The organism is Vibrio ruber DSM 16370, assembly GCF_900163965.1.
GTDB lineage: Bacteria > Pseudomonadota > Gammaproteobacteria > Enterobacterales > Vibrionaceae > Vibrio > Vibrio ruber.
Map to the genome: position 1 here is coordinate 56,620 of NZ_FULE01000016.1, position 26,246 is coordinate 82,865.

Consider the following 26,246-nt stretch of genomic DNA (forward strand, 5'->3'; position numbering starts at 1 on the left):
ATGTACTGAGCGGCTTAATCGGCACTTAAAATTAGTTTCACCTGCGGCTCACGATCATTCAACTCGGTTTTACTGTCGAGCAGAAAAATACGTTCCGGAGGTAGCCCGGCCTCATTGACCAGAAATGCCTTCACCGCATTCACCCGCCTTTGAGCCAGATAGCCCAGTTCATCATTACTCACCGCTTGAGCATTCAGCAGCTGATTGTACATCGCGATGTGGAGTCGGGTTGTCACCGTGACCGGCTCGGGGTCAACATCCGGATTTTCACCTTGCAGTTGCTGAATAATCATTTGTCGTTCGGCATCCGGCTGTTTTTGTAACTCAGTGCTAAACAGCTCGTTCAATGCCTCAACCAAGGGGCCACTTTCAGGAAAGCGGCTGGCGCTGAGATCAGCCGGCAAGGGCACAACACCACTTTGTCTCTGGAGTTGTTGCTTCAGCTTCATGGTTTTGATTGCCTGACTATCTTGTGTGAGAGATACGTGACCTTTGGCACTGACGCTGAGTTTGGGTCGGTCGGTCAATGCCGTTGCCAGCGTTTTTAGCCGCTCTTGCTCTGCTGTACTTAAGGTTGCCAGACCGGGCTCAAACTGAACCATGTTGAGTTCATCATCACTACCGACTAAACCTGCCAGTAAACTAAATGGTGCCGTGACGGCTTTCGCGATCATGTTGGTCAGGGCCGTCATAATAATACTGCCGAAACTGAAGCTGGGGTTATCGAGATCGCCAGATATATCCAGCCCCAGATCAATCACGCCGTGGCGGTCCTGTAATAGTGCAATGGCGAGTTTCAAAGGCAAGTTAAGGGCTTGCTCGGAATGGCTTGCTTTTCCCAGTTGCAGCTGGTCGATCACGATGTGGTTTTTACCGACGAGCTGATTCTGTTCGAGTTGATACTGTAATCCCAATGACAGCTGTCCTTTATCAATATAGTAACCGGCGTAAGTCCCGGAGTATGGATTAACCGATGTGAGTTCAACACGATTGAAATTCACGGCTAAATCGAGATAAGGAGGTGTGGAAAGTGGGTTGATTTCTCCGTCAATGGAGACCGGCGCATATTGGTCTATCTTACCGGTTAAATGAACCTGTGCTTTGTTCTCCGGGTCAGATGAGAGTCGACTGATTGTACCGTTCAGAGATTCAATCCCGGTTGCGAAATTCGGGGTAAGCGACTGATCGGCAAAAAAAGCCGAACCATGCCTGATTTTGATGGCACCGATTTCAAGCTGAAAGGGGGAGGGGGATTTCGACTGCGTCCGGGCGTCAGATTTGACCGTGGTGGTGGTTTCAGAAGGCTCCCCGGACTGAGGCCCAGTCACAAGATGATCAATATTGGTATTTCGATTTGGGTCGATCAATATTTTTGCATACGGTTTGTCTAACGTGATTTCGTGAATCGTGAGTTGATGTGCGGCTTGCTCAAAGGCGATCGCATCGATTGACATCGCCTCCCATTTCAGCAGCGGCTGACGATTACGCGAGTCTTTGACCATCAACTGATTGAGAGCCGCAGTCCCCTGATAACGGACACCAGATGTCGCCGGGGCGACCTGAACATGGCCTTGGGTCGAAAATTCCCCGTGGCTGAGCTGTAAGTTCAGGTAGGGCTGTAAATACGGTTGAAACTGGCTGAGATCCAACCGTTGCAGTTCAATATCACTCTGGATGCTCAGTGATTGCGGTGCGACAATCCCCTGAGCAATGAAATGCCCCTTCACCTCTTCAGGCGGGTGGTGAGGATCGGAGGCAAGGTCGAATGCCAGTTGATAATCGATCGGCTGACTGAGACGACTGTCAATCTCTCCGGTTGAGAGCGACAGATTATGAATTCGCCAATAAACCCCGGAGGTCAGTTGTTGTTCCTTGAGGTTCAAATCGGTCCCCGTCATCCAGAGCTGATGAAGGCGCACGAGCCATGAAGACGGTGCCGGCGATTGGTTTTCAGGCGGTGTCGGGGAGGGCTGAGATGTTGGGGCACCGGCGTTATGAATCGGGGTAAACAGGTGTTGTAAGTCGAGCCCTTGCGCGTTGAGTTGTCCGTCTGCCCATAAACCGGACAGTTTGAGTTGCCCGATATCAAGGGTCTGTGCAGGGCTGTCTAACACGATATCACTGAGCGTTAATCGGGATAGTTTGAGATGCGGCTTACGACTGGCCTGAAAAACCAACTGCTGTAGCGTCAGCTGACCTTGTCGGGAGGTATAAGCGAGCCGGTTGCGGGTCTCTTGCAGATCATAACGTGTGTGGAAATCGATGACACCGTCAGTTAAGCGGGCGGGGATTAGGTCCGCAACAAAAGGCCAAAACGGTGCCAGTGTGACGGACTGAACCGACAGCTCACCACTGACTTTAAGGGGCAGTAGCTGTACCTGACCACGCAGTTGCACCTGACCCTGATCCGCGCCGGTGATTTGTAGCTGATATCGGTTCGGGGGCAGGGGGGATGCGGATGATTGGTCTGACGTTGATGAGTGGCTTGGTTCTGACTCAAGTCGCGCCATGCTTGCTTGTGTATCGAACTGCTGTAAACGGATATCCAGTCCGTGGTAGCTGAGCTGAGCACCGCTGACCTGATCGGAGAAATGTATCTGCCCTTGCGAGAGATGAATATCTTCGCTGCGGAAAGCGGCAATCGTTGTCTCACCGGCTTCATCTGCGACTGACGGTGGCTGAGATGTTGTGGTTGCTTGGGACGCGAGACGCTCAACAATATCACTGATATTAAAACGGACTTGCCCAGCGTCAGTTTTGAACCGTACAAGATTGAGCGACGGTTGAGTTATCCATAGATGATCGATGGTTGGTGTCAGATGTAACAGACTACGCCAGAAACTGAACATCAACTCTGTATGGCCGATTGTTACCACGCTGCCCTGTTGATCCGGCGTCATGACTTGCAAGTCCTCGACTCGGGCACGCAGTAAAAAAGGGTTGATGCTGATGTGGGCAATCTGAACCTCTCTTCCTAAATGTTCACTCAGGACTTTCGGCATTTGGGATTGAAGAATGAGTGGCGTGATTCCCCCGAGCAGCAGTGCATAAGCTGCGTAACTAAGTAACAAATAGCTTGAGATACGGAGCACTTGGGGAAGCTGCCGGAAACGGCGCCAGAATTTGGCAAAAATATGAGTCATAGCAGGAGGCCGATAGAGATGATAGACATGCCTTTATTTTAGCTAATTTTTTTTAAATGGCTGATTCAACAACCCCTAGTACGTGATGAGAGTGCTGTGAACTTGCGCAGAATGTGCGGGCATCGACATGAATGACTTGTTTTCATATGCAAATTAACGAGTGTGCTGAGGTTGTCACAAAAATGTAATATTGCGCGTATGAAAATGCGATTGGCTCGAACGAACGTTTCGTTTGTACTTTATGGTCTTGTCCTGATGAAACTATGCATCAGGACATTGATATGTCCACCATCGCTGAGGTCATCATGTTTGGAATTTTCAAACCACAGGCTCATATTGAGCCACTTCCCCGTGAGCAGATTGACGGGGTTTACACTCGACTACGCTGGCAACTTTTTATCGGTATTTTCGTGGGTTACGCTGGTTACTATTTGGTGAGGAAAAATTTTAGTCTGGCAATGCCATTTTTGATTGAACAGGGATTCAGTCGCGGTGATTTGGGGGTTGCGCTGGCTGCGGTTTCGATTGCTTATGGCCTGTCTAAGTTTTTGATGGGGAGTGTTTCTGACCGCTCAAACCCTCGCTATTTCCTCAGTGCCGGTTTAGTGCTTTCTGCCTGCGTCATGCTGTGTTTTGGCTTTATGCCGTGGGCAACCGGTAGTATTACCGCCATGTTCATTTTGCTGTTTTTGAATGGCTGGTTTCAGGGAATGGGGTGGCCGGCTTGCGGCAGGACGATGGTGCACTGGTGGTCACGCAAAGAGCGTGGTGAACTCGTTTCAGTATGGAATGTGGCACATAATGTCGGAGGCGGGCTGATTGGACCGATCTTCCTGTTGGGGCTATGGCTATTTCATGACGACTGGCGTACGGCATTTTATGTCCCGGCATTTTTCGCAATCCTCGTGGCGGTTCTGATTTGGGTCACACTGAGAGACACACCACAATCGTGTGGTCTACCACCGATTGAAGCGTATAAAAATGACTATCCCGAGGATTATGATCAATCGTATGAGCAAGAAATGAGTGCGAAAGAGATTTTCTTCAAATATGTGTTGTCTAACAAACTGTTATGGTCAATCGCGGTTGCGAATGCTTTTGTCTATTTGATCCGTTACGGCGTACTGGACTGGGCTCCCGTCTATCTGAAAGAAGCAAAAGATTTTTCGGTTGATAAATCATCGTGGGCTTACTTTTTGTATGAGTGGGCCGGTATTCCGGGAACTTTATTGTGCGGCTGGGTTTCCGATAAAGTTTTTCAGGGACGTCGCGCTCCCGCGGGTATTTTGTTTATGGTACTGGTGCTACTTGCGGTACTGGTGTATTGGTTGAACCCTGCAGGTTATCCGAGTGTCGATATGCTGGCACTGATTGCAATCGGTTTTCTTATTTATGGCCCCGTGATGTTGATTGGTTTGTATGCGTTGGAGCTGGCACCCAAAAAAGCAGCGGGAACGGCTGCGGGACTTACAGGTCTGTTCGGTTATCTGGGCGGGGCTGTCGCTGCAAACGCCATTTTGGGATATACCGTTGATCACTTTGGCTGGAATGGCGGATTTATTATTCTGGTTGGCGCATGTATCGCTGCGATTATCTGTCTGATCTACGCATTGATTGGCGAAAGAAGAGTGCACCGAGGCAAGCAAGAGCAAGCATTGGCCTAGTCTGCCGGCTGGCCGCCTTTAACTCAACGGATGCAACCCAGCGTGATTGTTCGCTGTATTGCATCCGTTTTTCACGTCCGTTGACTCGGAGTCATCGGCTGAATTTAACGTGAATTGACCACATCTGAAGCGGAGAACTGCGGATAATTATCGGGTTTGCCACGATTCAAATTACTCAGAAAGCTCCCATCTTTGATCGGCACATTGGCTGATCCATAGTCATAACGATTGAGTTGGTTTCTCAGCGTGTCGTTACTGACCTGATCGCCATACATGGTATACCAACTGATAATATCCGGCGTGACAAAGTAGCCGTATGGGTTCTCAGCCACTTCTTCCATCTTACTGAACCGGAATGCATGAGTCAGGAGACCGTCCTTGTGATAAACGAATTTGATGTGTTTGCCATTGGTATCTAACTCAGAGACGGCACGTGTCGTCAGTTTTCCGTGAGCGCTGTAGCTGCCGTGTGTGACGCGGCCATTTTTCGTCCAGATCACCACATTTTCCCAGTCATGCCGATGGCCACTCTGGATACCGTTGAGAATCTGATCTTTGAGGAAATATAACGCGTAGAAGTGACCACAATACTGATCTGAGCCATTGATTTTGCAGGCATAGCGATGATAAGTATTGGATAAATTGAGGAAGTTGGTGTTGCGACAACCAGAGGTTAAGCCACCAGAGGGTTTCAAGCCGCCATTTTGCTGGCCGGTCCGGCTGATGCCGCCACTCGGCAGACAACCATCCGTATCGAAATCAAATACCGGAGCAATAGAGTAGGCATCGATATTTGCAGGGAGTGCCTGATCCAGTTTAGAAAAATCATCGGCATAAGCGGTGTTGAAAAATAACAGAGATATGGAGAGTGCTAAACCAGAGTGACGTATGTGTTTCTGCATGGTCATGCTTCCTTTCATTCATTGAGTAAAAATTAAAATTGGGTGAAAATTAATATTCAATTGAGTGCTTATGTTCGTCAAGTTGTTTTCACTTGAGCGAGTCAAGTCTAAACTTGATAGATGACAAGAAAGCGACTCTTTTCAGTCATGGACGGCACTTTTTGTCTCGAAGGGACTTCTTTCTCTCCCGGATTTACCGCACAATAGTCTGAGTGAAAGTTTGAGTGAATTTTTTCGAATTGATAAAGCCATCCCACGAGCAGAAATGCGTGTTTGCTATATGTACATCAGTGAGTGATGGGTGAATGAAACATGGAGCCGGATGTGAAGCAAATTCCGAGACATCAGAAAATAATAGAACTGGTCAAAAAACATGGTTACATCAGTACCGATGAACTGGTGACACGCTTTCACGTTAGCCCGCAAACGATTCGTCGTGATTTGAATGAGTTGGCTGATGCAAATAAAATCCGTCGTTATCATGGTGGCGCAACCGTACCCATCAGCTCGGAAAATGATTCCTATACAACCCGGAAGTCACATAACTATTCTGAAAAAGATCATATTGCCGAAGCATTGGTGAAGCATATTCCGAATCACGCCACCTTGTTTATTGATATCGGCACAACCCCGGAAGCCGTTGCCCGCGCACTGAGCCGAAGTCATAAGCAGTTGCGAATCGTGACGAACAACCTGAACGTGGCCAGTATTCTGCTCTCAAAGCCGGACTTTAATGTCATTCTGGCTGGCGGGGAAGTGCGTAACCGTGATGGCGGAATCATTGGGGAAGCAACATTGGACTTCATTCAGCAGTTTCGGCTTGATTTCGGTATTCTCGGGATCAGCGGGATTGATTTTGACGGTTCTTTGCTGGACTTTGATTACCATGAAGTCAGAGTCAAACAGGCGATTATTGAAAACAGCCGCAGTGTTTTTCTCGCGGTCGATCACTCTAAATTTGGTCGCAATGCGATGGTTAAACTCGGTAATATCTCCCAAATTAATACGTTGTTTACCGATAAACAGCCCCCGCAGGAAATCCAGTCAATACTGGAAGCGAACCAAGTATCTTTAGAAGTTGCAATATCCCCCGAGCAAACCGTTTCAGAGTTGCCTTCATCGGCTTAATCCGGTCTTAATTACCAATACTGATGACCTCATAAAAAACCTTCTTAACAGAAGGTTTTTTTAGATTTATCGACAAAACGAACATAATCGAAAATAAATGATGCATTTAAACGGCAGTTAAGTTACGCTCAATAATGTTTGTAAATGTTCGTTTGCTCATTTTGAGGTTACTTTATGGATGTAATAGCACCCAATCAAGAAAATCGTCTGCTGGACTTAATTATTGTCGGTGGCGGCATTAATGGTGCCGGAATTGCTGCTGATGCTGCCGGACGGGGCTTATCTGTCGGGCTTTATGAAGCACAAGATTTTGCCTCTGCGACCTCCTCATCCAGCTCTAAGCTGATTCACGGGGGATTGCGCTATTTGGAACATTATGAATTTCGTTTAGTCGCGGAAGCGCTTGCCGAACGAGAAATTCTGTTGAGAAAAGCCCCTCATGTTGCACGTCCGATGCGCTTTCGATTGCCACACCGACCTTATCTCCGGCCTGCGTGGATGATTCGCTGCGGACTGTTTTTATATGATCATCTCGGCAAGCGAACTACGTTACCGGCCAGTCACAAAGTCAATCTGGCTGAAAGCGGGTTACTCAAACCTGAGATGAAAACCGGGTTTGAGTATTCGGATTGTTGGGTCGATGATGCGCGTTTAGTCATTCTGAATATTCTGGCCGCTCAGGAAAATGGCGCAGAAGTGAGTAACTACTGTCGGGTTGAGCGGGCAGTCCGTGAAAACGATGTCTGGCGTGTCACGATTTATGATCAACAAACGGATACACGTTTTGAACGTTATGCTAAAGCACTGGTCAATGCTGCCGGGCCTTGGGTGAAACAGTTTTTTGATGATGGCTTATCAACCGAGTCTCCTCGTAATATTCGTTTGGTGAAAGGGTCACATATCGTTGTCCCCCGGATCCACCATGAAGAACAGGCATATATCTTACAGAATAAAGATAACCGAATTGTATTTGTCATTCCGTACATGGACGATTTCTCCATCATTGGAACCACAGATGTCGAATATCATGGTGATCCCCGTCAGGTTGAAATCGACGATGAAGAGCAGGATTACTTAATCGATATTGTCAATCAGCACTTTGTGCGACAGCTTTCCCGTGAGGATGTGATTTGGTCATACAGTGGGGTTCGCCCGTTATGTGATGATGAATCAAGTTCACCGCAGGCTGTTACCAGAGATTATACCATTGAGCTGGAACAGACAGGCGATCAGGCACCGCTGTTGTCGGTGTTTGGCGGTAAGTTAACGACTTATCGTAAATTAGGTGAAGCGGCGATGCACAAGCTTGAACCGTATTTTGAGCAGATGGGCAAAGCGTGGACAGCCAGTGTACCGCTTCCGGGGGGTTACTTTAGCTGTACCCGGGAGCAACTGGGTGAATCATTCCGGGCCAGTTACCCTTGGTTGAGTCAGAAGCTGGCATTTCGCTATGCAATTCAGTTTGGTACCTATACCCGCAAAATGTTGTCCGGTGTCGATAGTTTAGAAGCAATGGGACGCTGTTTTGCCGAAGAGGTCTATCAGCGGGAAATCGACTATATGATTGCCTGTGAGTTTGTCAGAAACAGTGATGACTTTTTATGGCGCAGAACTAAACTGGGTTTATATCTCAGTCAGGAAGAGCAACAGGAAATCTCAGCATACATTGCTGATCGTTGTACTGACGCATCGGTAACCGACCTGTTTAAAGTCGGTTAAGGGGCGGGTAACAACAGTGTTGCTGTTGTTACCGTCGCGTTATTGTGGCTGTTCCGGAAGCATCGGTTCAAGATGGTTCCGGAACTGATCATTGTAGAGTAAGCGGTGTAAAGGTTCCGGCGGAAAATGAAGAAAGCCTTGGGTGTAGTGGCAACCGATTTTCCCCAGAGCCTGTTCGACACTGTAAACTTCTACACCTTCGGCAACAACACTCAGATTTAAATCTTCTGCTAACCGAACTAACGCGTAGATGATGTTCCGGTTGGATTCTTTTTGGTGGTACTCCATGACAAACGAGCGATCAATCTTAATCTGAGTGACGGGTAATTCACGCAAAATTACCAGAGAAGAGTAACCAATGCCGAAATCATCAATACTGAAGCGAAAGCCCAGTGCATGTATTTTATGAATCACACATTTCGCCTTCTCAATATCTTCAAATACAGCGCTTTCGGTAATTTCAAATATTAAATCAGTCGCCTTTATCTGGCCGACATGAAGCAGTTCGCGCAGTTGCCCGATAACCTCATCATCCTGAAAATCTTTGGCAGAGAGATTGATATGAATAGAACCATGGAATCCGTGTGCTCTTAAAACACTCAAATCCTGAGCGGCTCTGTTGATCACCCATTGTGTCAATACTGAAATCAGCGCACTTTTTTCGGCAATGGGAATAAAATCACCCGGGTCGATAAAACTGCCATCTTCCTGAGGCCAGCGCAGTAAAGCCTCGAGACCGGCAATCCCTTGTGTCTGACCACGGATTATCGGCTGATAATGCAGTTCAAAGACATCATTTTTGAGTGCCTCAGATAATTTGATAGATAGTTTGAGCTTTTTATAAGAGTCGGAGCCCAGCTGGTCATGGTAAAACGTATAAGGCTTATGTTTCTTCTTCGAATCATACATAGCCAAATCCGCTTGTTTCAGCAGATTAGAAACCTCATGTCCGTTAAGAGGATACTTGGTGATCCCGACGCTTGCCGATGTCTTCATCGAGTAAGTCATCACTTTCACCGGCGCATGGAGGGCGTCGTGGATGGATTCAACCGCACTGAGAATCATGTCGTCGTCATTGCCGGGAAAGATAAGCGCAAACTCATCACCTCCCATGCGGTATAGCCGGCCATACTGTTTGATGTTTTCTTGCAACAGATTGGCAACCGAAATGAGAAATTTATCGCCGAAGTAGTGACCCAAACCATCATTGATCTGTTTAAAATTATTCAGGTCAATCAGCAATAAACTAAATAACTGTTTTGATTGGACAAGGGTTTGAAGCGAACGGAGTAAATATTTGCGGTTTGCCAGTGACGTCAGACTATCGTGCAAAGCATTGTACTGTTCATCCTGAACAGTACAGTTGACTTTGTGGATGATGTTTCGGGACAGTGAAACGGTCAGCGCAATAAAAAGACCGACGCCGAGAAGAATCAGTGAAATTGTCAACAGGTAGGTGTTCATCGGGCTGGAAACCAACACGATAATCACAGAGAGGTAGCTAACAATAAAGAGAAAAAGCAACGTGATAAGTATTTTCCAGCCAGACGAATGTTCAGTGCGACCTATCTGATAGGTGGGTTTCATACTGTAAATCAGTAGAAAAATGCCGACAGCGATATTCGCGAAGGCGATATATTTCATGACCATACATAGACCCCAGCGATGCAGCGTCCAACAGCCCCGATGGGCATACCACGTGATTTGGCGAAATGTTACACAGTTTTTCTTTTTATGACAATCTCTTAGAGACACTTCTTTCGGTGTTCAAACAAATATTCCAGATTACATACTCAATCATATGAGCATGTTTTCCGCTTAAAAAGTTATCTGAGTACGCCTGAAAACAGCCTGATTGTATCAAGCGTAGAACATTTTTGGCGTGAATGTCAGATAGGTACACCGGGTCAATGCATTAAAACTGAATATTCGGGAGAAATGTTCGGGGTGCTAGCTACTTGATCATTTGATACAAGCGTCTTGGCCGGCCACCTGTATTATAATTGAGTACCAGACGTAATATGCCTTCAGATTCAAGGTATTCCAAATACCGTCTGGCGGTGATACGGCTGAAATTCATCCGTTCACTGATATCATCCGCAGAAAAGTCGTGTAACTGTTCCCGATAGAGCAACGTTTTCAATGATTCCAGTGTTGTTGCGTCAATTCCCTTCGGCGTCTGACGAATTGGCTGGATGGGTGATTTACGCAGTAGCTGGTCAATATCGTCCTGATCAACGGTCGAAGCGCTGACCAGCTTCTGTTTATATTGTAGGTAATCATCCAGTGCCTGATGAATGCGCGACATCCGGATCGGCTTGACCAGATAGTCGATAACCCCGAGCTGAACCGCTTTTTCAACCGTTGTCGTTTCGCGCTCAGCGGTTGTCATGATGAAGTGACAATCGGCTGATTGTTGACGGAGTTGCTGAATCAATGCCAAACCGTTGCCATCGGGAAGTGTAATATCAACAAACACCAGTTGTGGTTGAAATGCATTGAACTGGATTTGTGCATCCGTACAGCTTTCACTGACAGCAACGACCTGAAACTGAGGATGTTGGTTGATCGTCGATTCCAAGGTATAGCTGGCACGAATATCATCTTCAAGCAACATTACTCGGGTCTTCATCGTTATGCGCCTCTTGTTGTTTTTCTAAATAGATACTGAATAGCGTGGTGTGCTGTTCAGTGCGTTCCCAGTCAATACTGCCGTGAAAGTAATCGACTAATTGTTTGACAAGATACAGACCAACGCCATTTTGTTCATCTTCTTGTTTTGAGCTGACCCCGAACTCAAGAATATGCTCAGCGATTTCATCGGGGACACCGATGCCGTTATCCTGAATTTCCAGCATGATATGTTTACCACGATCACTAAGATAAACAATGACTTCAGGATGTACCGTTCCCCGGTTTTGCCAGGCAGCCAGCAGCGCATTATCTACCAGATTGCCAATAATCGTCACGAGTTTTTCCGACGTTTGTTTGGCGTAACTGGCCAATGTGGTATCAACATCGATAGTAAATTTTACCCCCATTTCGGAGGCTTTATTGAATTTAGCCAGTAGCAGACCGGCAACAGCGCTGTCTGAGATACTGAGTACAATATGATTGATGACGGCCTGATAACGATCGGTTTCTTGCTGGATAAAATCAATAGACTCTTCATATTTACCGATTTGCAGCATCCCCGACAGCACGTTTAACTTATTTGAATATTCGTGCGTTTTACTGCGCAGCAGTTCAGCATAATTTTTCAGGTAGACCACCTCTTTTTCCAGTTCATTGGGCGTCAGATCAGTGAAAAATACAATAACATGACCAATCAAGCCTTTGGCGGTTTTGATCGGATACAGATTGGCCCGGTATTTGATTTTACCGATACTGAATATTTCCTGATGGAAGCGTCCTTGATTTTCCAGCACCAAATGGCTTAAAGGAATCGAATAATGAGAAAGCGGGTGGTGTTGGTAATCGTAGCGGCTTAATACCCCCATGGAGAGCAGTTTCATGGCACTGTTATTGATCATCGTAATATTCATATCGTGATCAACAGCAATGATGGCATCCCGGATACTGTCAAAGACCATCCCATGTTCACGGAATTTATTGACGATGAATTCAGGTTCGTAATCGAGAAAGGTTTTTTTTATCTTCAGCAAAAAAGCAACGGTTGTACCGATACCTAACAGATAGATGAGCGCAATCAATAGGCCGATATGCATATGTTGGCGAAAAATAATATCGGAGATTTTTTCAGACAAATAGCCGATACAGACCGCACCAATTTGTTTGCCGTGATCATAAATAGGGACGAAATTGCGGATCGCTTTCCCGAGGGAGCCTTTTGCTTCGGTACTGTAGGATTGACCGGTTTGCAAGACCCGGTTGATATCTTCACCGATAAAATGTTTACCGATCCGGTTTTGATCCGGATGGCTGAGACGCATCCCTTGCTGATCAACAACCACAATGTAAGAAGCGTCAGTCCGGGAGCGAATTGACTCAATGTAATCACGAATGGTATCCGTTGACGGATGTCCGGGATTGGTGCGCAGAGCCTGAATGACTTTGGGATCATGCGCAATGACACGGGCAAGTTCCAGTCCCCGAGCCTCGAGGCCTGACTGATAAGAATTCTGTAACAGATACAAGATTGCGATTGTGATGAGGATGACGACCGAAGAGGTGGTCGCAATCGTTGTTAATGTCAGGTAACTCTTTAATTTCATATGCTTATCTTTATAAACCGTACATCAGAAATGATTTGTCAACAGGCCGGTAACGCTCGGTGCGCAAGCCGGTGGCATTGTAACATGGGTCTGATGTTCAGAGAGATAAGCGTGAAGTGCTGCCGACAGGAAGTGAGAGCCAGCTCCCGTACAACGGATTGTGTACGGGAGCTGGGTAATGTGAAAAACGACTCAGTGAATGGTGGTTGAAAGGAAATAACCGACCACGGTTGACGTCAGGACACAAATAAATCCCGGCAGAATAAAGCTATGGTTGAGAACGTATTTTCCGATACGAGTGGTGCCGGTGCGGTCAAAAGTAATTGCCGCGAGGTCACTCGGGTAGAACGGGAAGAAGAAATAGGCATAACAAGCGGGTAATACACCAATCAGCACTTTCGGTGGAATGCCCAGAGAAAAACCGAGCGGAAGCATAATGGTGAGTACCGCTGCCTGACTTTTCAGGAAGATCGACACCGAGAACATGGCAAAGGCGAAAGCCCACGGATGTGAGTGCACAATACCGCTAACCATATCAATCAGATAGGTTTTATGGTAACCGATGATGGTTTCACTCATCCAGGCAATCCCAAAGATGATAATGACCGCTGTCATCCCGGCGATAAATACATTACTGTGCACGATTTTCTTCGGTGATACATTGGTACTGACCAGAATGATCGCTCCGACAGCCAGCATTAAAAACTGAATACCGACGGACATTTTGACACCCGGAGGCAGCAGATTAAGGTCTTTACCAAACATGGCGACAAACACCACGGTTGCAATCCCCAGCATGAAAATGATCAAGCCTTTTTTCGCACTTTTATCGATCTCATTGCCTTGCTCCAGCGCACTGTTATCTTCGAGTTCCTGCACAAATTCAGGATCTTGACAACGAGCTTGAAACTCAGGGTCTTTATCCAAATCTTTACCGCGTTTCAGACTCCACGTACAGGCAACCAGTAAACCGGTCAGTGTGGCTGGAATCGTCACAATCAGTACATCGATCAGACTAATATCGAGATGATTATCTACTGCGGTTGCCATGACTACGGCTGCTGCTGCGGCAATCGGGCTGGCCGTGATCCCCACTTGTGATGCAACAGATGCGATTGCCATCGGGCGTTCCGGACGAATCCCTTTTTTATAGGCAACATCGTAAATGACCGGTAAAAGCGGATAAACAGAGTGGCCGGTCCCGACCAAAACCGTGAGGGTATAAGTACAAAGGGGGCCGAGAAACACAATCTGACCGGGATGTTTACGCATTAATTTTTCAGCGTATTTGACCAGTAGCTTCAAACCACCGGTTGCTTCGAGCGTAGCCGATGCGGCAACGACCGAAAGAATAATCAGCATGACACTGACAGGGGGATGCCCCGGTGTCACTTTGAACACAAAAGCCAGAATGGAGACACCGAGTCCACCTAACAGGCCGAAAGCGATACCACCATGCCGGATCCCGACAAAGATGATGGCAAGCAACAGCAACATATGAATATAAAACATGTCATTATCTCTTTCATTGTGTGACCTTGGCGACTACAACGTGTAATCGCAAGGTCACATGGGGGGGAACTACCCCAGCATAAATATAAAAGTAGCAGCCATGGCTGATGCGGCAAATGCAATGGCATAACACAAAATTTTACCGACAACACCGGTATGGATTTTCAGGTCATGCATTCCGTGGTGAACACGGTGCATGGCGTGCCACATTGGAAGGGCAATCGTGGCAATCACAAACAGTGCGCCAAGGATATGGGTTGCAAAGTCGATAACACGGTCATAGCTCAGCGCGTCTGCATCAAGCAGACCCAGTGGCCCTATAATCCCCAGTACCAAAATGGTGATTGGAGTAATCATGGCAAACCATGTACCACCGGCACCGAACAGGCCCCACCAGATTGGCTCGTCTGAACGTTTTGGATTTTGATTAATCACGCGTGCCTCCTTAAACGATGATGAGCACAAAAACAGAAATCACGGCAACAGCAACCCATTGGCTCAGCACGATAATTTTCTTATCAATCAGCTTGCCTTTCAGGCGCATGGGTACCACTTGTGGCATCATGCCGAAGAACGTATGGGCATGGAACAGGCTGGCGATGAGCGCTACGATGTTGATCGCAATGACCAACGGATTCGCCATAAAGTTCAGCCAGGATTGCCATGCCTCCGGCCCTTTCACCAGACATCCCAACCCGACGGTGAGGAATAAGGTAAACAGGATTAAAGGAAGCACGGTTGCCTCACGGATCATATAAAAGCGATAGAACGGATGACTTTTCCACCATGTCCGCTTCATTTCTCTTACATAGGGCTTACGATTACTCATCTCTTATGCCTCCTGAGGTTTCAACATCGCAATGACAAAGTCCATCGACGACGCCACTTTTCCTTGGTTGACCGCTGCTGCCGGATCAACACTCTTCGGACAAACCTCAGAGCAGTAGCCGACAAAAGTACAACCCCAGGCACCATTTTCGCCATTGATCAGTTTCATCCGCTCAGCCTGACCATGGTCACGGCTGTCGAGATTATAGCGATGCGCCAGTGTCAGAGCGGCCGGACCGATAAACTCCGGATTCAGACCAAACTGCGGACAGGCGGCATAACACAAACCACAGTTGATACAGCCGGCAAACTGTTTGTACTTTGCCATTTGCTCCGGGGTTTGCAGGTTGGTGCCGTCTTCCGGTTTGCGGTCATTACCGATGATGTAAGGTTTGATTGCTTCCAGACGCTCAATAAACGGGGTCATATCGACAATCAAATCTTTCTCAATCGGGAAGTTTGCCAGCGGCTCGATTTTGACACCATCCGGGTAGTCGCGCAGAAAGCTTTTACAAGCGAGTTTCGGCACACCGTTGACCATCACGCCACAAGAGCCACAAATCGCCATCCGGCAAGACCAACGATAGGAGAGGTTCTTGTCCAGATGATCTTTCACATATGAAATCGTGTCGAGGATCGACATGGTTTCATTGAACGGCACTTCGAAGGACTGTAAGTAAGGCGCCTCATCTTTTTCCGGGTCATAGCGCAGAATGTCCACTTTTTGCATACGTTGGGTGACCATGATTATTTCTCCTCTGCGCGCTGTTTGGCTTCTTCTGCGGCGGCTTGATCAGCAGCAGCACCGTAAAGGCGGGCTTTCGGTTGTGACTTGGTGATAGTGACATCACTGTAGTCAATCCGAGGAGCCGCATCTTGTTGATAGAATGCCAGTGAGTGCTTGAGGAAGTTCACATCGTCACGCTCGGTACAGCCTTCATCAAGACGTTGGTGAGCACCACGGGACTCTTTACGGAGAATCGCTGAGTGAACCATCGCTTCAGCCACTTCCAGGCCATAACCAACTTCCAAAGCGTACAGCAGGTCAGTATTGAAGACTTTGCCTTTGTCTTTAATGCTGATTTTTTTATAGCGAGCTTTCAGTTCAGCCAGTTTATCAACGGCCTCTTGCATCAGATCTTCCTGACGGTAGATCCCACATCCGGCTTCCATCGCATGACCCATTTCAGTACGGATATCGGCCCAGTTTTCATCGCCTTCTTGCTCGGTCAGTGCGGCAATCCGGTCTTCGGTGGCTTTGATTTGTGCGGCTATCGCAGCGTCATTCCATCCGGTAAAGGTCGCTGCACGTTCAACAGCGTGCTCCCCGGCAACGCGGCCGAATACCACAAATTCCGCCAGAGAGTTCGAGCCGAGACGGTTGGCACCGTGCAGACCGACGGAAGAGCATTCACCGACCGCGAATAAGCCTTGGATCCGGGTTTCGCACTGACCGTTGGTTTCAATCCCGCCCATGGTGTAGTGCACCGTCGGACGGATTGGGATTGGCTCTTTGACCGGATCGACATTGACGTAAGCTTTGGCCAGTTCACAGATAAATGGCAGACGCTCATGCAGATAGTCTGCTCCCAGATGGCGCAGATCCAAGTGGACAACATCACCGAGAGGGTGCTTGATGGTATTGCCTTTTTGTTGCTCGTGCCAAAACGCCTGAGACACTTTGTCACGCGGGCCGAGTTCCATATATTTGTTTTTTGGCTGACCGACCGGCGTTTCCGGCCCCATACCGTAGTCTTGCAGATAACGGTAGCCGTGTTTATTGACGATAATCCCGCCTTCGCCCCGACACCCTTCGGTCATCAGGATCCCGGTACCGGGCAGACCGGTCGGGTGATATTGGACAAACTCCATATCGCGTAGCGGTACGCCGTGACGATAAGCCATTGCCATACCGTCGCCGGTGACAATGCCGCCATTGGTATTACAATGATAAACACGACCTGCGCCACCGGTTGCGAGAATAACGGATTTGGCTTTAATCGCGACTAACTCACCTTCTGCCATATGAATGGCGATCAAACCCTGCACTTGACCGTCATCGACCAACAGGTCAACAACGAAGTATTCGTCAAAGCGTTTGATTTGTGGGTATTTAATCGAGGTTTGAAACAGGGTATGCAGCATATGAAAACCGGTTTTGTCTGCGGCAAACCAGGTTCTCTCGACTTTCATCCCGCCGAAACGGCGGACATTAACCTCACCATTTTCTTTCCGGCTCCAGGGGCAGCCCCATTGCTCCATCTGGATCATTTCGCGGGTGGCATTGGCAACGAAATATTCAACGACATCTTGCTCACACAACCAGTCGCCACCGCCAACTGTATCATTGAAGTGGTTGTCCAGACTGTCTTCTTCTTTGATGACGGCAGCAGAACCACCTTCGGCAGCCACTGAGTGAGAACGCATGGGGTAGACTTTAGAAATCAGAGCGATTTCCAGATCTGGATTTGCTTCGGTGGCAGCAATCGCAGAACGAAGTCCCGCACCGCCTGCACCAATAATTGCGATATCTGTGGTTAATGTTTTCACAGCTATCCTCCAAGTGTAAAATAATCAATTCAAAAGTACCGAAGTACCTTCCACATCGAACAGGTGGTATACCGACCCATGCGGGCCGGATACCGATGCATTCTTGTTATTCTGAAGTGAATGCTTATTTTCCTTGGGCTGACAGTATTGCTTTTTTGGTATTGTCTGACGATTAAACGTGACTCGGTGCTGAGCAGATACCGGACACTGATTGATTATTATGTTTAATCTCAGTTTATTATTTCAGGAGATGCGTCTGCGACGCATCTTCGCCGTTCGTTTGAATGTTATTACTTATTTCAATAATGTAAGAATGACGGTGGCTAGAATCAGCATAAATGCGCCGCCGATCCGCGATGAAATTTGAGCGAACGGCATTAATTCCATCCGTCGTGACGCTGCCAGTACAGCCACATCTCCGGTGCCACCCATATTGGCCATACACAGGCCGGCAGTCAGTGCCGCTTCAATGGCGTAGAATCCCATCAGTCGGCCAACCAATGCTGCACCAACCACGGCACCAACCACGGTGGCAAAAACCATCAGGAAATATTCAACACTCAGAGAGGCGATGATCTGATTGAGATCGGTATAAGCGACCCCGATACCAACCAGCAGAGCCGGTGTGAGGTTATCGACCACAAACTTGTACCACGCATGTGCTGATTTTTCGAGTTCACGGGGGATGACGCCCATGACTTTGACGAAAGCGACAAATAAGATCATCAGAGCATAGGTGTGCATACTGATCACTTCAGTGAGCATCGTACCGACAAAAAACATGGTAATTGCAAGCAGTGCACCAATACCCAATGTATCAACGGATGGTTTTTCGTTTGTTTCTTCTACCGATGGTTGTTGAGAGCCACGGATCAGTTGACCGTTACCGGTCAGAGACGGATAGATCGTTCCTAATTTATTCAGCAAACCCGCGATAACAATAGCCATGGCATTACCGATAGCCAGTGCCGGAACCATTTTTGACATCAGTTCTGCAGCGGTCATTGTGGTGTTACCGGACATGATTTCAACCAGAGGCACCGCACCGGCGCCCATACCCCCGCCCATGATTGGCAGTGCAATCAGCATGATTGAATCGAAAAACCCGTCACCGACCATGAAACCGACGAGTCCGGCGAACAGAAACGCAAAAATAACGCCGCCGAAAATGACCGGAATATATTTCAGAGCGGCTTTTTTGAGGATTTCTCTGTCCATACCTAAAATTGAACCGGTGACCAAACTGGCGATAAAGAAAGAGAGGAAGCCACCGCTTTTCATAAATGTGGTAATTGAGCCGGCAATCTGCTGCGGCATGAAGTCACTGTGGAACAGATATGAAGAACCGAAAATAATCGCGATAGCACCGCCACCAAAAAACTGGTTCAGAATGGGGGTTTTGTCCCCGATGACATTCAAAATATATCCGACGACGGCCATGACACCGATTGCGCCAATGATTCCCGTCGGCATTTTATTTTGAACCGTGGCGAGTAAAATCACGGCCGCAGCAAGCGCAAAGATAATATGAATCATGCGCTTATCTGTAGGGTTGATAGAGTTATTGGTTAACATAGCTTACCTGCACCTTTTCTGTATCTGTAGGGGGTGGGTGTTTTTGATTTTGTATGGCGAGTCTATCAACACTGAGACGAAGAAAGATTGATTTTATGGCTAATGTAACTATCTTGTGCTTTTGTAACTTTTGTTCACGGGCTGTTCATGGAAGGCGCTGTTTTTTTAATCGCCCGGTCGGTCAAAAATAAAACATGTTGCTGAGATAATCGTCTTCACATCACGCCAACCGCTGAGTTTTTGCAATCGGTCAGGCGGCGTGCAGATGACCTCTTAAAAAGATAAGAGGTCATTGCTTATGGTCATCAATGCGGTCACAAATAACTTTTCAGGCTGCTGACAACTCAGACCGAAAACCGTTTGATTTGCGTGGCAAGCGCTTCAATATCTTTCACTGCATCTTGCACGGATTGATTCACTGTATTTGACATCGTTTTGATCTGTTTTGACATCTCGGAAAGGTTGGCTAGGTTCGTGTTAATTTCATTGGCAACCTGACTCTGTTCATCAGTTGCACTGGCGGTCTGTAAGGTGAGGCCTTGAATCTGATCCGAAGATAATTTCACCGAATCGAGCAGACCTTTGGTTTGAGCATTCAGGCTTTCGGTACTGGCTGCAATGTCAACGCTGGTGTTGATTGATACGACGGCATCTGAGACTTCATTCTGGAGATCGTTGATCATCTTGCGAATATCTTCAGTGGAGAGTTGGGTTTTACTGGCTAGGTTTCTGACTTCATCCGCGACTACAGCAAATCCCCGGCCTTGTTCTCCGGCTCGCGCTGCTTCAATGGCCGCATTCAGCGCCAATAAATTAGTTTGTTCAGAAATATTAAGAATCACATCTAAAACCGAGGAAATTTTTTCGGAGCTGTGAGACAAACGCTCAATCACCACTGAAGCGTGTTCAATCTGTTGAGTTAAGCTATGCAAACGCTCGGTCGAATTAAGAATGGATGCTTCTCCGTCATCCACCAGCCGGGAGAGCAATTCAACCTGCGTGGCTGTTTCCGAGGCATTCTGGGCAACATCTCTGGTGGCTGAACTCATTTCCTCGATTGCGGTGACGACCATATCCAGCGATTGATCTTCTTGGTCACTCAGAGACGATGACTCGGCAGCAGCGTGGCTGATTTTCTTCATTTCATCCTGAATACTACCGCAACCGTTTCTGATTTGGCGGATAATATGACTGAGTTTGTCGACGAAACCATCCAGCTCTCGGCTCAGATCACCGGTTTCATCTGGTTTTTGACTATTAATCCGTCGCGTTAAGTCGCCATCACCCTGACTGATTTGATTAATGTCCGACGTAATTTTCTTAAGTGCATCGGATATTTTTTTCGGGGCAAACCAAGCCAGCATCAAGCTTGAAAATAGTACGATGATAGAAAGAATTGAGACAAATAATTTGAATCGATCAGCATGTCGATCAATTTGTTGTCTCTCTTGTTCGGCATATTTAGTGATTAATTCTTCAGAGCCGTCATATAAATTTCTTAATGCTTTAAATGACTCAGAATTACGCGTCAAAAATAAGTTAATCGCTAAATCATGTTGTTGACTTTCGAGTGCTTTTAATACTGCGGTGTATTCTGAGTGCCATCGTTGATAAGATTTTTGAAAGGGAGAGAGGTAATTGACAATTTCTGGCTCATCTTGAGTCATTTTGATAAAAGCCTGCATTCTTTCTAAGGCCTGTTGGGCATTGGAAAGCACTTCTTCTTTAAGCGCGGGTTGATGTGTAAGCACATCATTGTCTTTTGAAAAGATTAAAGTTGAGAGAGCAAGTCGTGATTGGTAGAGATCCCGGTCGGCATTCTGAATGAGGTTCGCCCCCTGAGAATAACGTCCCGTATTATTCTGGATATAATTTACCAACTGATATGCTGCGACCACAACCATAAGAAAAACAATACTGAGTAATGAAAAATTAAAAGTATATCGAGCCCTTATTGTTCTCATACTAAATAGGTTCATTCTGCTTCTCCTTAGCCAAATGATCACCTAGAAAAGCTGCAAAACAGTAATTTCTTACCAATGCAGGCTAATTTATGTGATGAATTGGTTTGTTATTAATAAAATTATAACAAACCAATTCTAACAAATAGTATAGAGCGGTTATTTTTTCAAGAAGTAACTGACAGTCGGTGGTATTTGTTGTGGCCTTTTGGGAGAGGCCGGTTTCACAATCAACCCGATGCCGACTAAAAACAGCATACAAGCGACAATCTGAGCAACGTTGAGCAGCTCGGCATACATCAAATATCCGGATATCAAAGCAAATACCGGCACGAGTAAAGTCAGCGGTGCTGTCGTACTGAGCGGGTAACGAATCAGCAGCCGGTTCCAGACCCAATAGCCAAACAATGTAGTCGGATATGCCTGAAAGATAACAGCAATCGTCGTGTTCATATCCCAAGCTGTAACAGCATCTAGTAGGATGTCGGTGCCGTAAATGCTCGTTGCAAAAAGCACCAGCGGAATCGGTGCAAAGAGCATTCCCCAGACGTTAAATGCAAAAGCTTGGGTGGTTTTCGAGGCTTTGACAATCATGCCCATGATGGTCCAGCAGGAGGCTGCAATCATAATCAGCATTAACCCTTGCGGAGTTATGTTGCCGTTCGTGGCAGAAACCAAGACCAAAAGTGCCACAAGGGCTGCTGCTGCACCAGTCATTTTGCGTTTTGAAACGTGTTCTTTGTGGATCCATACACCAGCGAGCATACTGATAAGTGCATTCGATGAAAGCAGCACTGATGACATCCCTGAAGAAAGACCCGCCGTAATTGACCAAGACGCCATTCCCCATATACCGACTCCGAATACGATGCCGTAAGCGATTAAATAACGCCAAGCCACATCGGGTCTGCGGATAAAAAATATCGCAGGTATGACGGCTAAGGTAAAGCGTGCTGCTGTCGTCAATAGCGGATGTACTTCTGTAATCCCGAGCTTAATCATTGAGAAATTAAATCCCCAAATCGCCATGACAAAAATTGCCAAAAATAAATCGTTTCTAACCATCACTGTTCTCCCCTTGACTTGAAAAACAGTATGACTCGGGTACAGTTAAGGGTACAGATACAATTTTTTAGATTAAAACCAGTACAGTGGTAGCCTATGACAATGTACAAGATGATGGCGAGTCAGATTATCCGCGAGATTGAAGCGGGACAGTTGAGCGAAGGCAGCCGGCTCCCTTCGCTGCGACAGCTCGCAAAACAGCAAGCTGTCAGTATGTCTACAGCGGTGAGTTGTTATCAAGAGCTAGAATCTCAAGGTTGGATCCATGCTCGCCCTCAGGCCGGATACTATGTGTCTCCCCGTCGCCATAAATATCACACTCCGGAGTGGGCACAGTTTGTGAGCCAGGTCTCTCAGGTCAGGCAAACATCCGTTGCTCTGCCTGTACATAACGGGCCTCTCGGGATCTCAACCACCTATCTTGATGAAACGGTGCGTCATGCGCTTGAGCAGAGTTTTCGTCGTGCCAGCAAACGGCTGGGCAGGCGACTCAGTCAATATCCTCATCCGCAAGGTGACTTGTCACTGCGCCACGCACTCAGTGCTCACTTTGCTAAGATCGGGCTGCATATCAAGCCGGATGAACTGGTGATTACCTCCGGATGTATGCCGGCCATTAAGTCGGCAGTCGAAGCCTGTACGCAAGTGGGGGACGCCATTGCAATCAGCTCTCCTTGCTTTAGTGGCATTTTAGATTTACTCGGACAAATGGGGCGTCAGATTGTCGAGATCCCATCACTGGACGAAGGTATCGATCTGGAACAACTGGAACAACATTTACAGCAGGGGAGTGTCAAGGCGGGGATTTTCTGCACGTCACATATGAATCCGCAGGGGATCACCATGTCTGCCCGGCAGAAGCAGAAGCTGGCAGCCTTGGCAAACCACTATCAAGTACCGATGATCGAAGATGACGTCTATCTTGAGCTTTCTTATGGCGAGCATACACCTTTGCCTGCGAAGTATTACGATCAGGGCGGTTATATTCTGTGGTGCGGGTCAATATCGAAAAGCCTGTCACCGAGCTATCGTTTGGGGTGGTGTTTGCCCGGACGATTTAGCAAGAATTATGTCGATCAACATACGGCTTCTTTTTTTGGCGTCTCTTTGCCGATTCAGCTCGCTGTGGCTGATTTTATTGAGTCCGGCCACTATGCCAAGCAACTGAAACACCGTCGCAGCCGATTACTCAACCTCAGACAAGCGTATCTCAGTTTTTTATCGGCACGTTTGCCTGACAAGGTAAAAATGAGCAATCCGCAAGGCGGTATGGTGCTCTGGTTACAGGTGCCGGATTTGAATGTCACTCAGTTTATGGCGTTGCTGGAGGAATATCAGATTGATATTCGTCTGGGGCAGCAATTCAGTACGCTATCGCTCTATAACGATTGCTTAAGAATTAATATTGGCTTTGAACTCACCCCCGAGGTTGAGCAGGAGTTAAATCTCTTGGTCGAGGCGATCCGGCAATCAAGCGGAGTCGGTGATGATGTGTGAGTGAAAATTAAATCGGGCACTCAAGAGTGCCCGATGCGATTAAGACGTTTTAGAAACAGCGACATCTGCCATTAACGGGATTGAGCCACTTGTCCCAGTTTCAGCCAGGTATCAATCACCGTATCCGGATTGAGTGATACAGAACTGATGCCCTGTTCCATCAGCCATGCGGCCAAATCATCATGGTCAGACGGGCCTTGGCCGCAGATTCCGACATACTTACCGGCATTGGTTGCTGCTTCAATGGCCATTTTCAGCATTGCTTTAACTGCCGGGTTACGTTCGTCAAACAGGTGAGCGACATCCCCGGAATCCCGATCCAGCCCCAGCGTTAATTGGGTCATATCATTCGAGCCGATCGAGAAGCCGTCAAAGTGCTTCAAGAAGTCATCCGCCAAGACAGCGTTCGATGGCAGTTCACACATCATGATCACTTTGAGCCCTTGTTCGCCCCGTTTCAGACCGAATTTTGCCAGCAAGTCAATCACTGATGACGCTTCATCCGGGGTGCGGACAAATGGGATCATAATCTCGACGTTTTTCAGCCCCATCTCCTGACGAACTCGTTTGATTGCTTGTGTTTCCAGCTCAAAGCAGTCTTCAAAGGCCGGTGAGATATAACGCGAAGCACCACGGAAACCGAGCATCGGATTCTCTTCATGCGGTTCGTAGCTTCGGCCTCCGACCAGATTGCTGTATTCATTTGATTTGAAATCTGACATCCGGACGATTACCCGCTTCGGCCAGAACGCGGCTGCAATGGTGGCAATCCCTTCTGTCAGTTTACTAACGTAGAAATCAACCGGATCCTGATAGCCTTTGATTCGCTGACGAATCTCAGCTTTGAGCGCATCATCCTGCTTATCAAACTCAAGCAGCGCTTTAGGGTGAATGCCGATCATCTTGTTGATGATAAATTCAAGACGTGCCAAGCCAACCCCTTCATTGGGAATCTGAGCAAAGTCGAAAGCGCGATCAGGGTTACCGACATTCATCATCACTTTGGTCGGTAAGTGGGGCAGTTCATCGACTGAAGAGCGGCGCACTTCGAAATCGAGCTGACCCCGGTAAACATAACCGGTTTCACCTTCAGCACACGAGACAGTCACCAGCGCACCATCTTGCAGATCGCTGGTGGCGGTGCCACACCCGACAATCGCCGGAATGCCGAGTTCACGGGCGATAATTGCAGCATGACAGGTGCGCCCGCCCCGGTTGGTTACAATCGCAGCGGCTTTTTTCATCACCGGCTCCCAGTCGGGATCGGTCATATCCGTAACCAGAATATCCCCGGATTGCACCAGCGACATTTGATCGAGTGAGTCAACCAGACGTACAGTGCCCGACCCGATACGCTGACCGATAGCCCGGCCTTCAAGCAGGACATCGGCTTTGGCATTGAGTTGGAAACGTTCAATCACGTTGGTTTCATTTTGCGAGCAAACCGTTTCAGGGCGAGCCTGAACAATGTAAAGCTTGCCGTCAATACCATCTTTGGCCCATTCAATATCCATCGGACGCTGATAATGTTGTTCAATGATCATCGCCTGTTGTGCCAGTGCTCTGATTTCATCATCATTTAAAGAGAACTGCTGACGCTCTTGCTCATTGGTGTCAATAATCTCGACTTGTTTGCCGATTTCTTGTCGTTCTGAGTAGATCATTTTGACCATTTTAGAACCGAAGGTTTTCTTCACAATCGCGGTCTGACCCGCTTCGAGTAATGGTTTATGCACATAAAACTCATCCGGGTTTACTGCGCCCTGAACGACCATTTCACCCAGCCCCCAAGCGGACGTGATAAACACCACCTGATCAAAGCCGGACTCTGTGTCCAGTGTAAACATCACGCCGGAAGAAGCTTTATCTGAACGTACCATCCGCTGGATACCGGCAGATAACGCAATACCACGATGATCAAAGCCCTGATGCACCCGATAGGAGATGGCGCGATCATTAAACAGCGAGGCGTAAACATGCTTGGTGGCTTCAAGGACGGCATCGATCCCTTTAACATTGAGGAAGGTTTCCTGCTGCCCGGCAAAAGAGGCATCCGGCAAATCTTCTGCGGTGGCCGATGAACGGACGGCGACGGAGATTTCAGGATTATTTTCGGTCAGCTCTGCGTAGTTATCACGAATTTCCTGTTCTAAATCAGCCGGGAAGGGGGCTTGTAAAATCCACTGACGAATGGTCGCACCGGTCTGACGTAATGCATCAACATCGTCGATGTCGAGTGCATCAAGCAACTGATGAATGCGATTATCGAGTCCTTCATAATCCAGGAATTGATTAAACGCATACGAAGTCGTTGCAAAGCCGTTTGGTACAGAGACTCCGGCATTCGCCAGATTTGAAACCATTTCACCGAGTGAAGCATTTTTACCACCGACCTTATCGACATCTGTCATCGATAAGTTGTTGAACCAGAGGGTGTTGTTGCGCATTTCTTTCTCCAGAAGTATGA

18 protein-coding genes are annotated in these 26,246 nt (G+C 47.5%); 4 read left to right on the forward strand and 14 right to left on the reverse strand.

Annotated elements, in window-relative coordinates; all coding sequences use genetic code 11:
- Positions 1-14: 14 nt before the first annotated feature.
- Positions 15-3,143 (reverse strand): DUF748 domain-containing protein, encoded by a 3,129-nt coding sequence (locus tag VR7878_RS06410; RefSeq protein ID WP_077334492.1) that lies wholly within the window; start codon positions 3,141-3,143, stop codon positions 15-17.
- A 305-nt stretch (positions 3,144-3,448) separates the two neighbouring features.
- On the opposite strand from VR7878_RS06410, the gene glpT reads away from it, so the two are divergent.
- On the forward strand, positions 3,449-4,807 hold the full coding sequence (gene glpT / locus VR7878_RS06415) for a glycerol-3-phosphate transporter (RefSeq protein WP_077334542.1): 1,359 nt from the start codon (positions 3,449-3,451) through the stop codon (positions 4,805-4,807).
- 104 nt (positions 4,808-4,911) lie between these two features.
- On the opposite strand, the gene VR7878_RS06420 is transcribed toward glpT, so the two are convergent.
- Positions 4,912-5,709, reverse strand: coding sequence for an NPP1 family protein (locus VR7878_RS06420; protein WP_139344034.1), 798 nt, complete (start codon positions 5,707-5,709; stop codon positions 4,912-4,914).
- Between the two features lie 324 nt (positions 5,710-6,033).
- On the opposite strand from VR7878_RS06420, the gene VR7878_RS06425 reads away from it, so the two are divergent.
- Both VR7878_RS06425 and glpD read left to right on the forward strand, forming a co-directional pair.
- Complete coding sequence (locus tag VR7878_RS06425) at positions 6,034-6,837, forward strand: DeoR/GlpR family transcriptional regulator (RefSeq protein WP_077334544.1); 804 nt, start codon at positions 6,034-6,036, stop codon at positions 6,835-6,837.
- Positions 6,838-7,011: 174 nt separating this feature from the next.
- On the forward strand, positions 7,012-8,556 hold the full coding sequence (glpD, locus tag VR7878_RS06430; RefSeq protein WP_077334496.1) for a glycerol-3-phosphate dehydrogenase: 1,545 nt from the start codon (positions 7,012-7,014) through the stop codon (positions 8,554-8,556).
- A 39-nt stretch (positions 8,557-8,595) separates the two neighbouring features.
- Here the strand turns inward: glpD and VR7878_RS06435 are convergent, their stop codons facing one another.
- From VR7878_RS06435 to VR7878_RS06485, 11 genes are all read right to left on the reverse strand, one after another.
- A complete protein-coding gene (locus VR7878_RS06435) occupies positions 8,596-10,206 on the reverse strand; it encodes a putative bifunctional diguanylate cyclase/phosphodiesterase (protein ID WP_077334498.1) in 1,611 nt (536 codons plus the stop codon).
- Positions 10,207-10,510: 304 nt separating this feature from the next.
- The gene (locus VR7878_RS06440; protein ID WP_205409428.1) at positions 10,511-11,188 is read right to left on the reverse strand and encodes a response regulator; all 678 of its coding nucleotides are present in this window, start codon (positions 11,186-11,188) and stop codon (positions 10,511-10,513) included.
- Entirely contained in the window at positions 11,163-12,791 is a 1,629-nt protein-coding gene (locus VR7878_RS06445) for an ATP-binding protein (protein ID WP_077334502.1), read from the reverse strand. Before VR7878_RS06445 ends, VR7878_RS06440 begins: the two co-directional genes overlap by 26 nt.
- 192 nt (positions 12,792-12,983) lie before the next feature.
- Positions 12,984-14,303: an anaerobic C4-dicarboxylate transporter gene (locus tag VR7878_RS06450; RefSeq protein ID WP_077334504.1), complete on the reverse strand. Its 1,320-nt coding sequence runs from the start codon at positions 14,301-14,303 to the stop codon at positions 12,984-12,986.
- Between the two features lie 69 nt (positions 14,304-14,372).
- Positions 14,373-14,738: a fumarate reductase subunit FrdD gene (gene frdD / locus VR7878_RS06455; protein ID WP_077334506.1), complete on the reverse strand. Its 366-nt coding sequence runs from the start codon at positions 14,736-14,738 to the stop codon at positions 14,373-14,375.
- 10 nt (positions 14,739-14,748) lie between these two features.
- Entirely contained in the window at positions 14,749-15,132 is a 384-nt protein-coding gene (frdC, locus tag VR7878_RS06460) for a fumarate reductase subunit FrdC (RefSeq protein ID WP_077334508.1), read from the reverse strand.
- A gap of 3 nt (positions 15,133-15,135) precedes the next feature.
- Positions 15,136-15,876: a succinate dehydrogenase/fumarate reductase iron-sulfur subunit gene (locus VR7878_RS06465; RefSeq protein WP_077334510.1), complete on the reverse strand. Its 741-nt coding sequence runs from the start codon at positions 15,874-15,876 to the stop codon at positions 15,136-15,138.
- 2 nt (positions 15,877-15,878) lie between these two features.
- Entirely contained in the window at positions 15,879-17,681 is a 1,803-nt protein-coding gene (frdA, locus tag VR7878_RS06470) for a fumarate reductase (quinol) flavoprotein subunit (protein ID WP_077334512.1), read from the reverse strand.
- A gap of 294 nt (positions 17,682-17,975) precedes the next feature.
- Positions 17,976-19,256, reverse strand: a complete 1,281-nt coding sequence (locus VR7878_RS06475; RefSeq protein ID WP_077334514.1) for a 2-hydroxycarboxylate transporter family protein — start codon at positions 19,254-19,256, stop codon at positions 17,976-17,978.
- A gap of 344 nt (positions 19,257-19,600) precedes the next feature.
- Positions 19,601-21,235 (reverse strand): methyl-accepting chemotaxis protein, encoded by a 1,635-nt coding sequence (locus VR7878_RS06480; protein ID WP_077334516.1) that lies wholly within the window; start codon positions 21,233-21,235, stop codon positions 19,601-19,603.
- A 141-nt stretch (positions 21,236-21,376) separates the two neighbouring features.
- Positions 21,377-22,282 (reverse strand): EamA family transporter, encoded by a 906-nt coding sequence (locus tag VR7878_RS06485; RefSeq protein WP_077334518.1) that lies wholly within the window; start codon positions 22,280-22,282, stop codon positions 21,377-21,379.
- A gap of 96 nt (positions 22,283-22,378) precedes the next feature.
- Here VR7878_RS06485 and VR7878_RS06490 point away from each other — a divergent pair, with 96 nt between their 5' ends.
- Entirely contained in the window at positions 22,379-23,779 is a 1,401-nt protein-coding gene (locus VR7878_RS06490; protein WP_077334520.1) for an aminotransferase-like domain-containing protein, read from the forward strand.
- A gap of 71 nt (positions 23,780-23,850) precedes the next feature.
- Here VR7878_RS06490 and ppsA read toward each other — a convergent pair whose 3' ends face one another.
- The gene (gene ppsA / locus VR7878_RS06495) at positions 23,851-26,226 is read right to left on the reverse strand and encodes a phosphoenolpyruvate synthase (RefSeq protein ID WP_077334522.1); all 2,376 of its coding nucleotides are present in this window, start codon (positions 26,224-26,226) and stop codon (positions 23,851-23,853) included.
- Positions 26,227-26,246 lie beyond the last annotated feature (20 nt).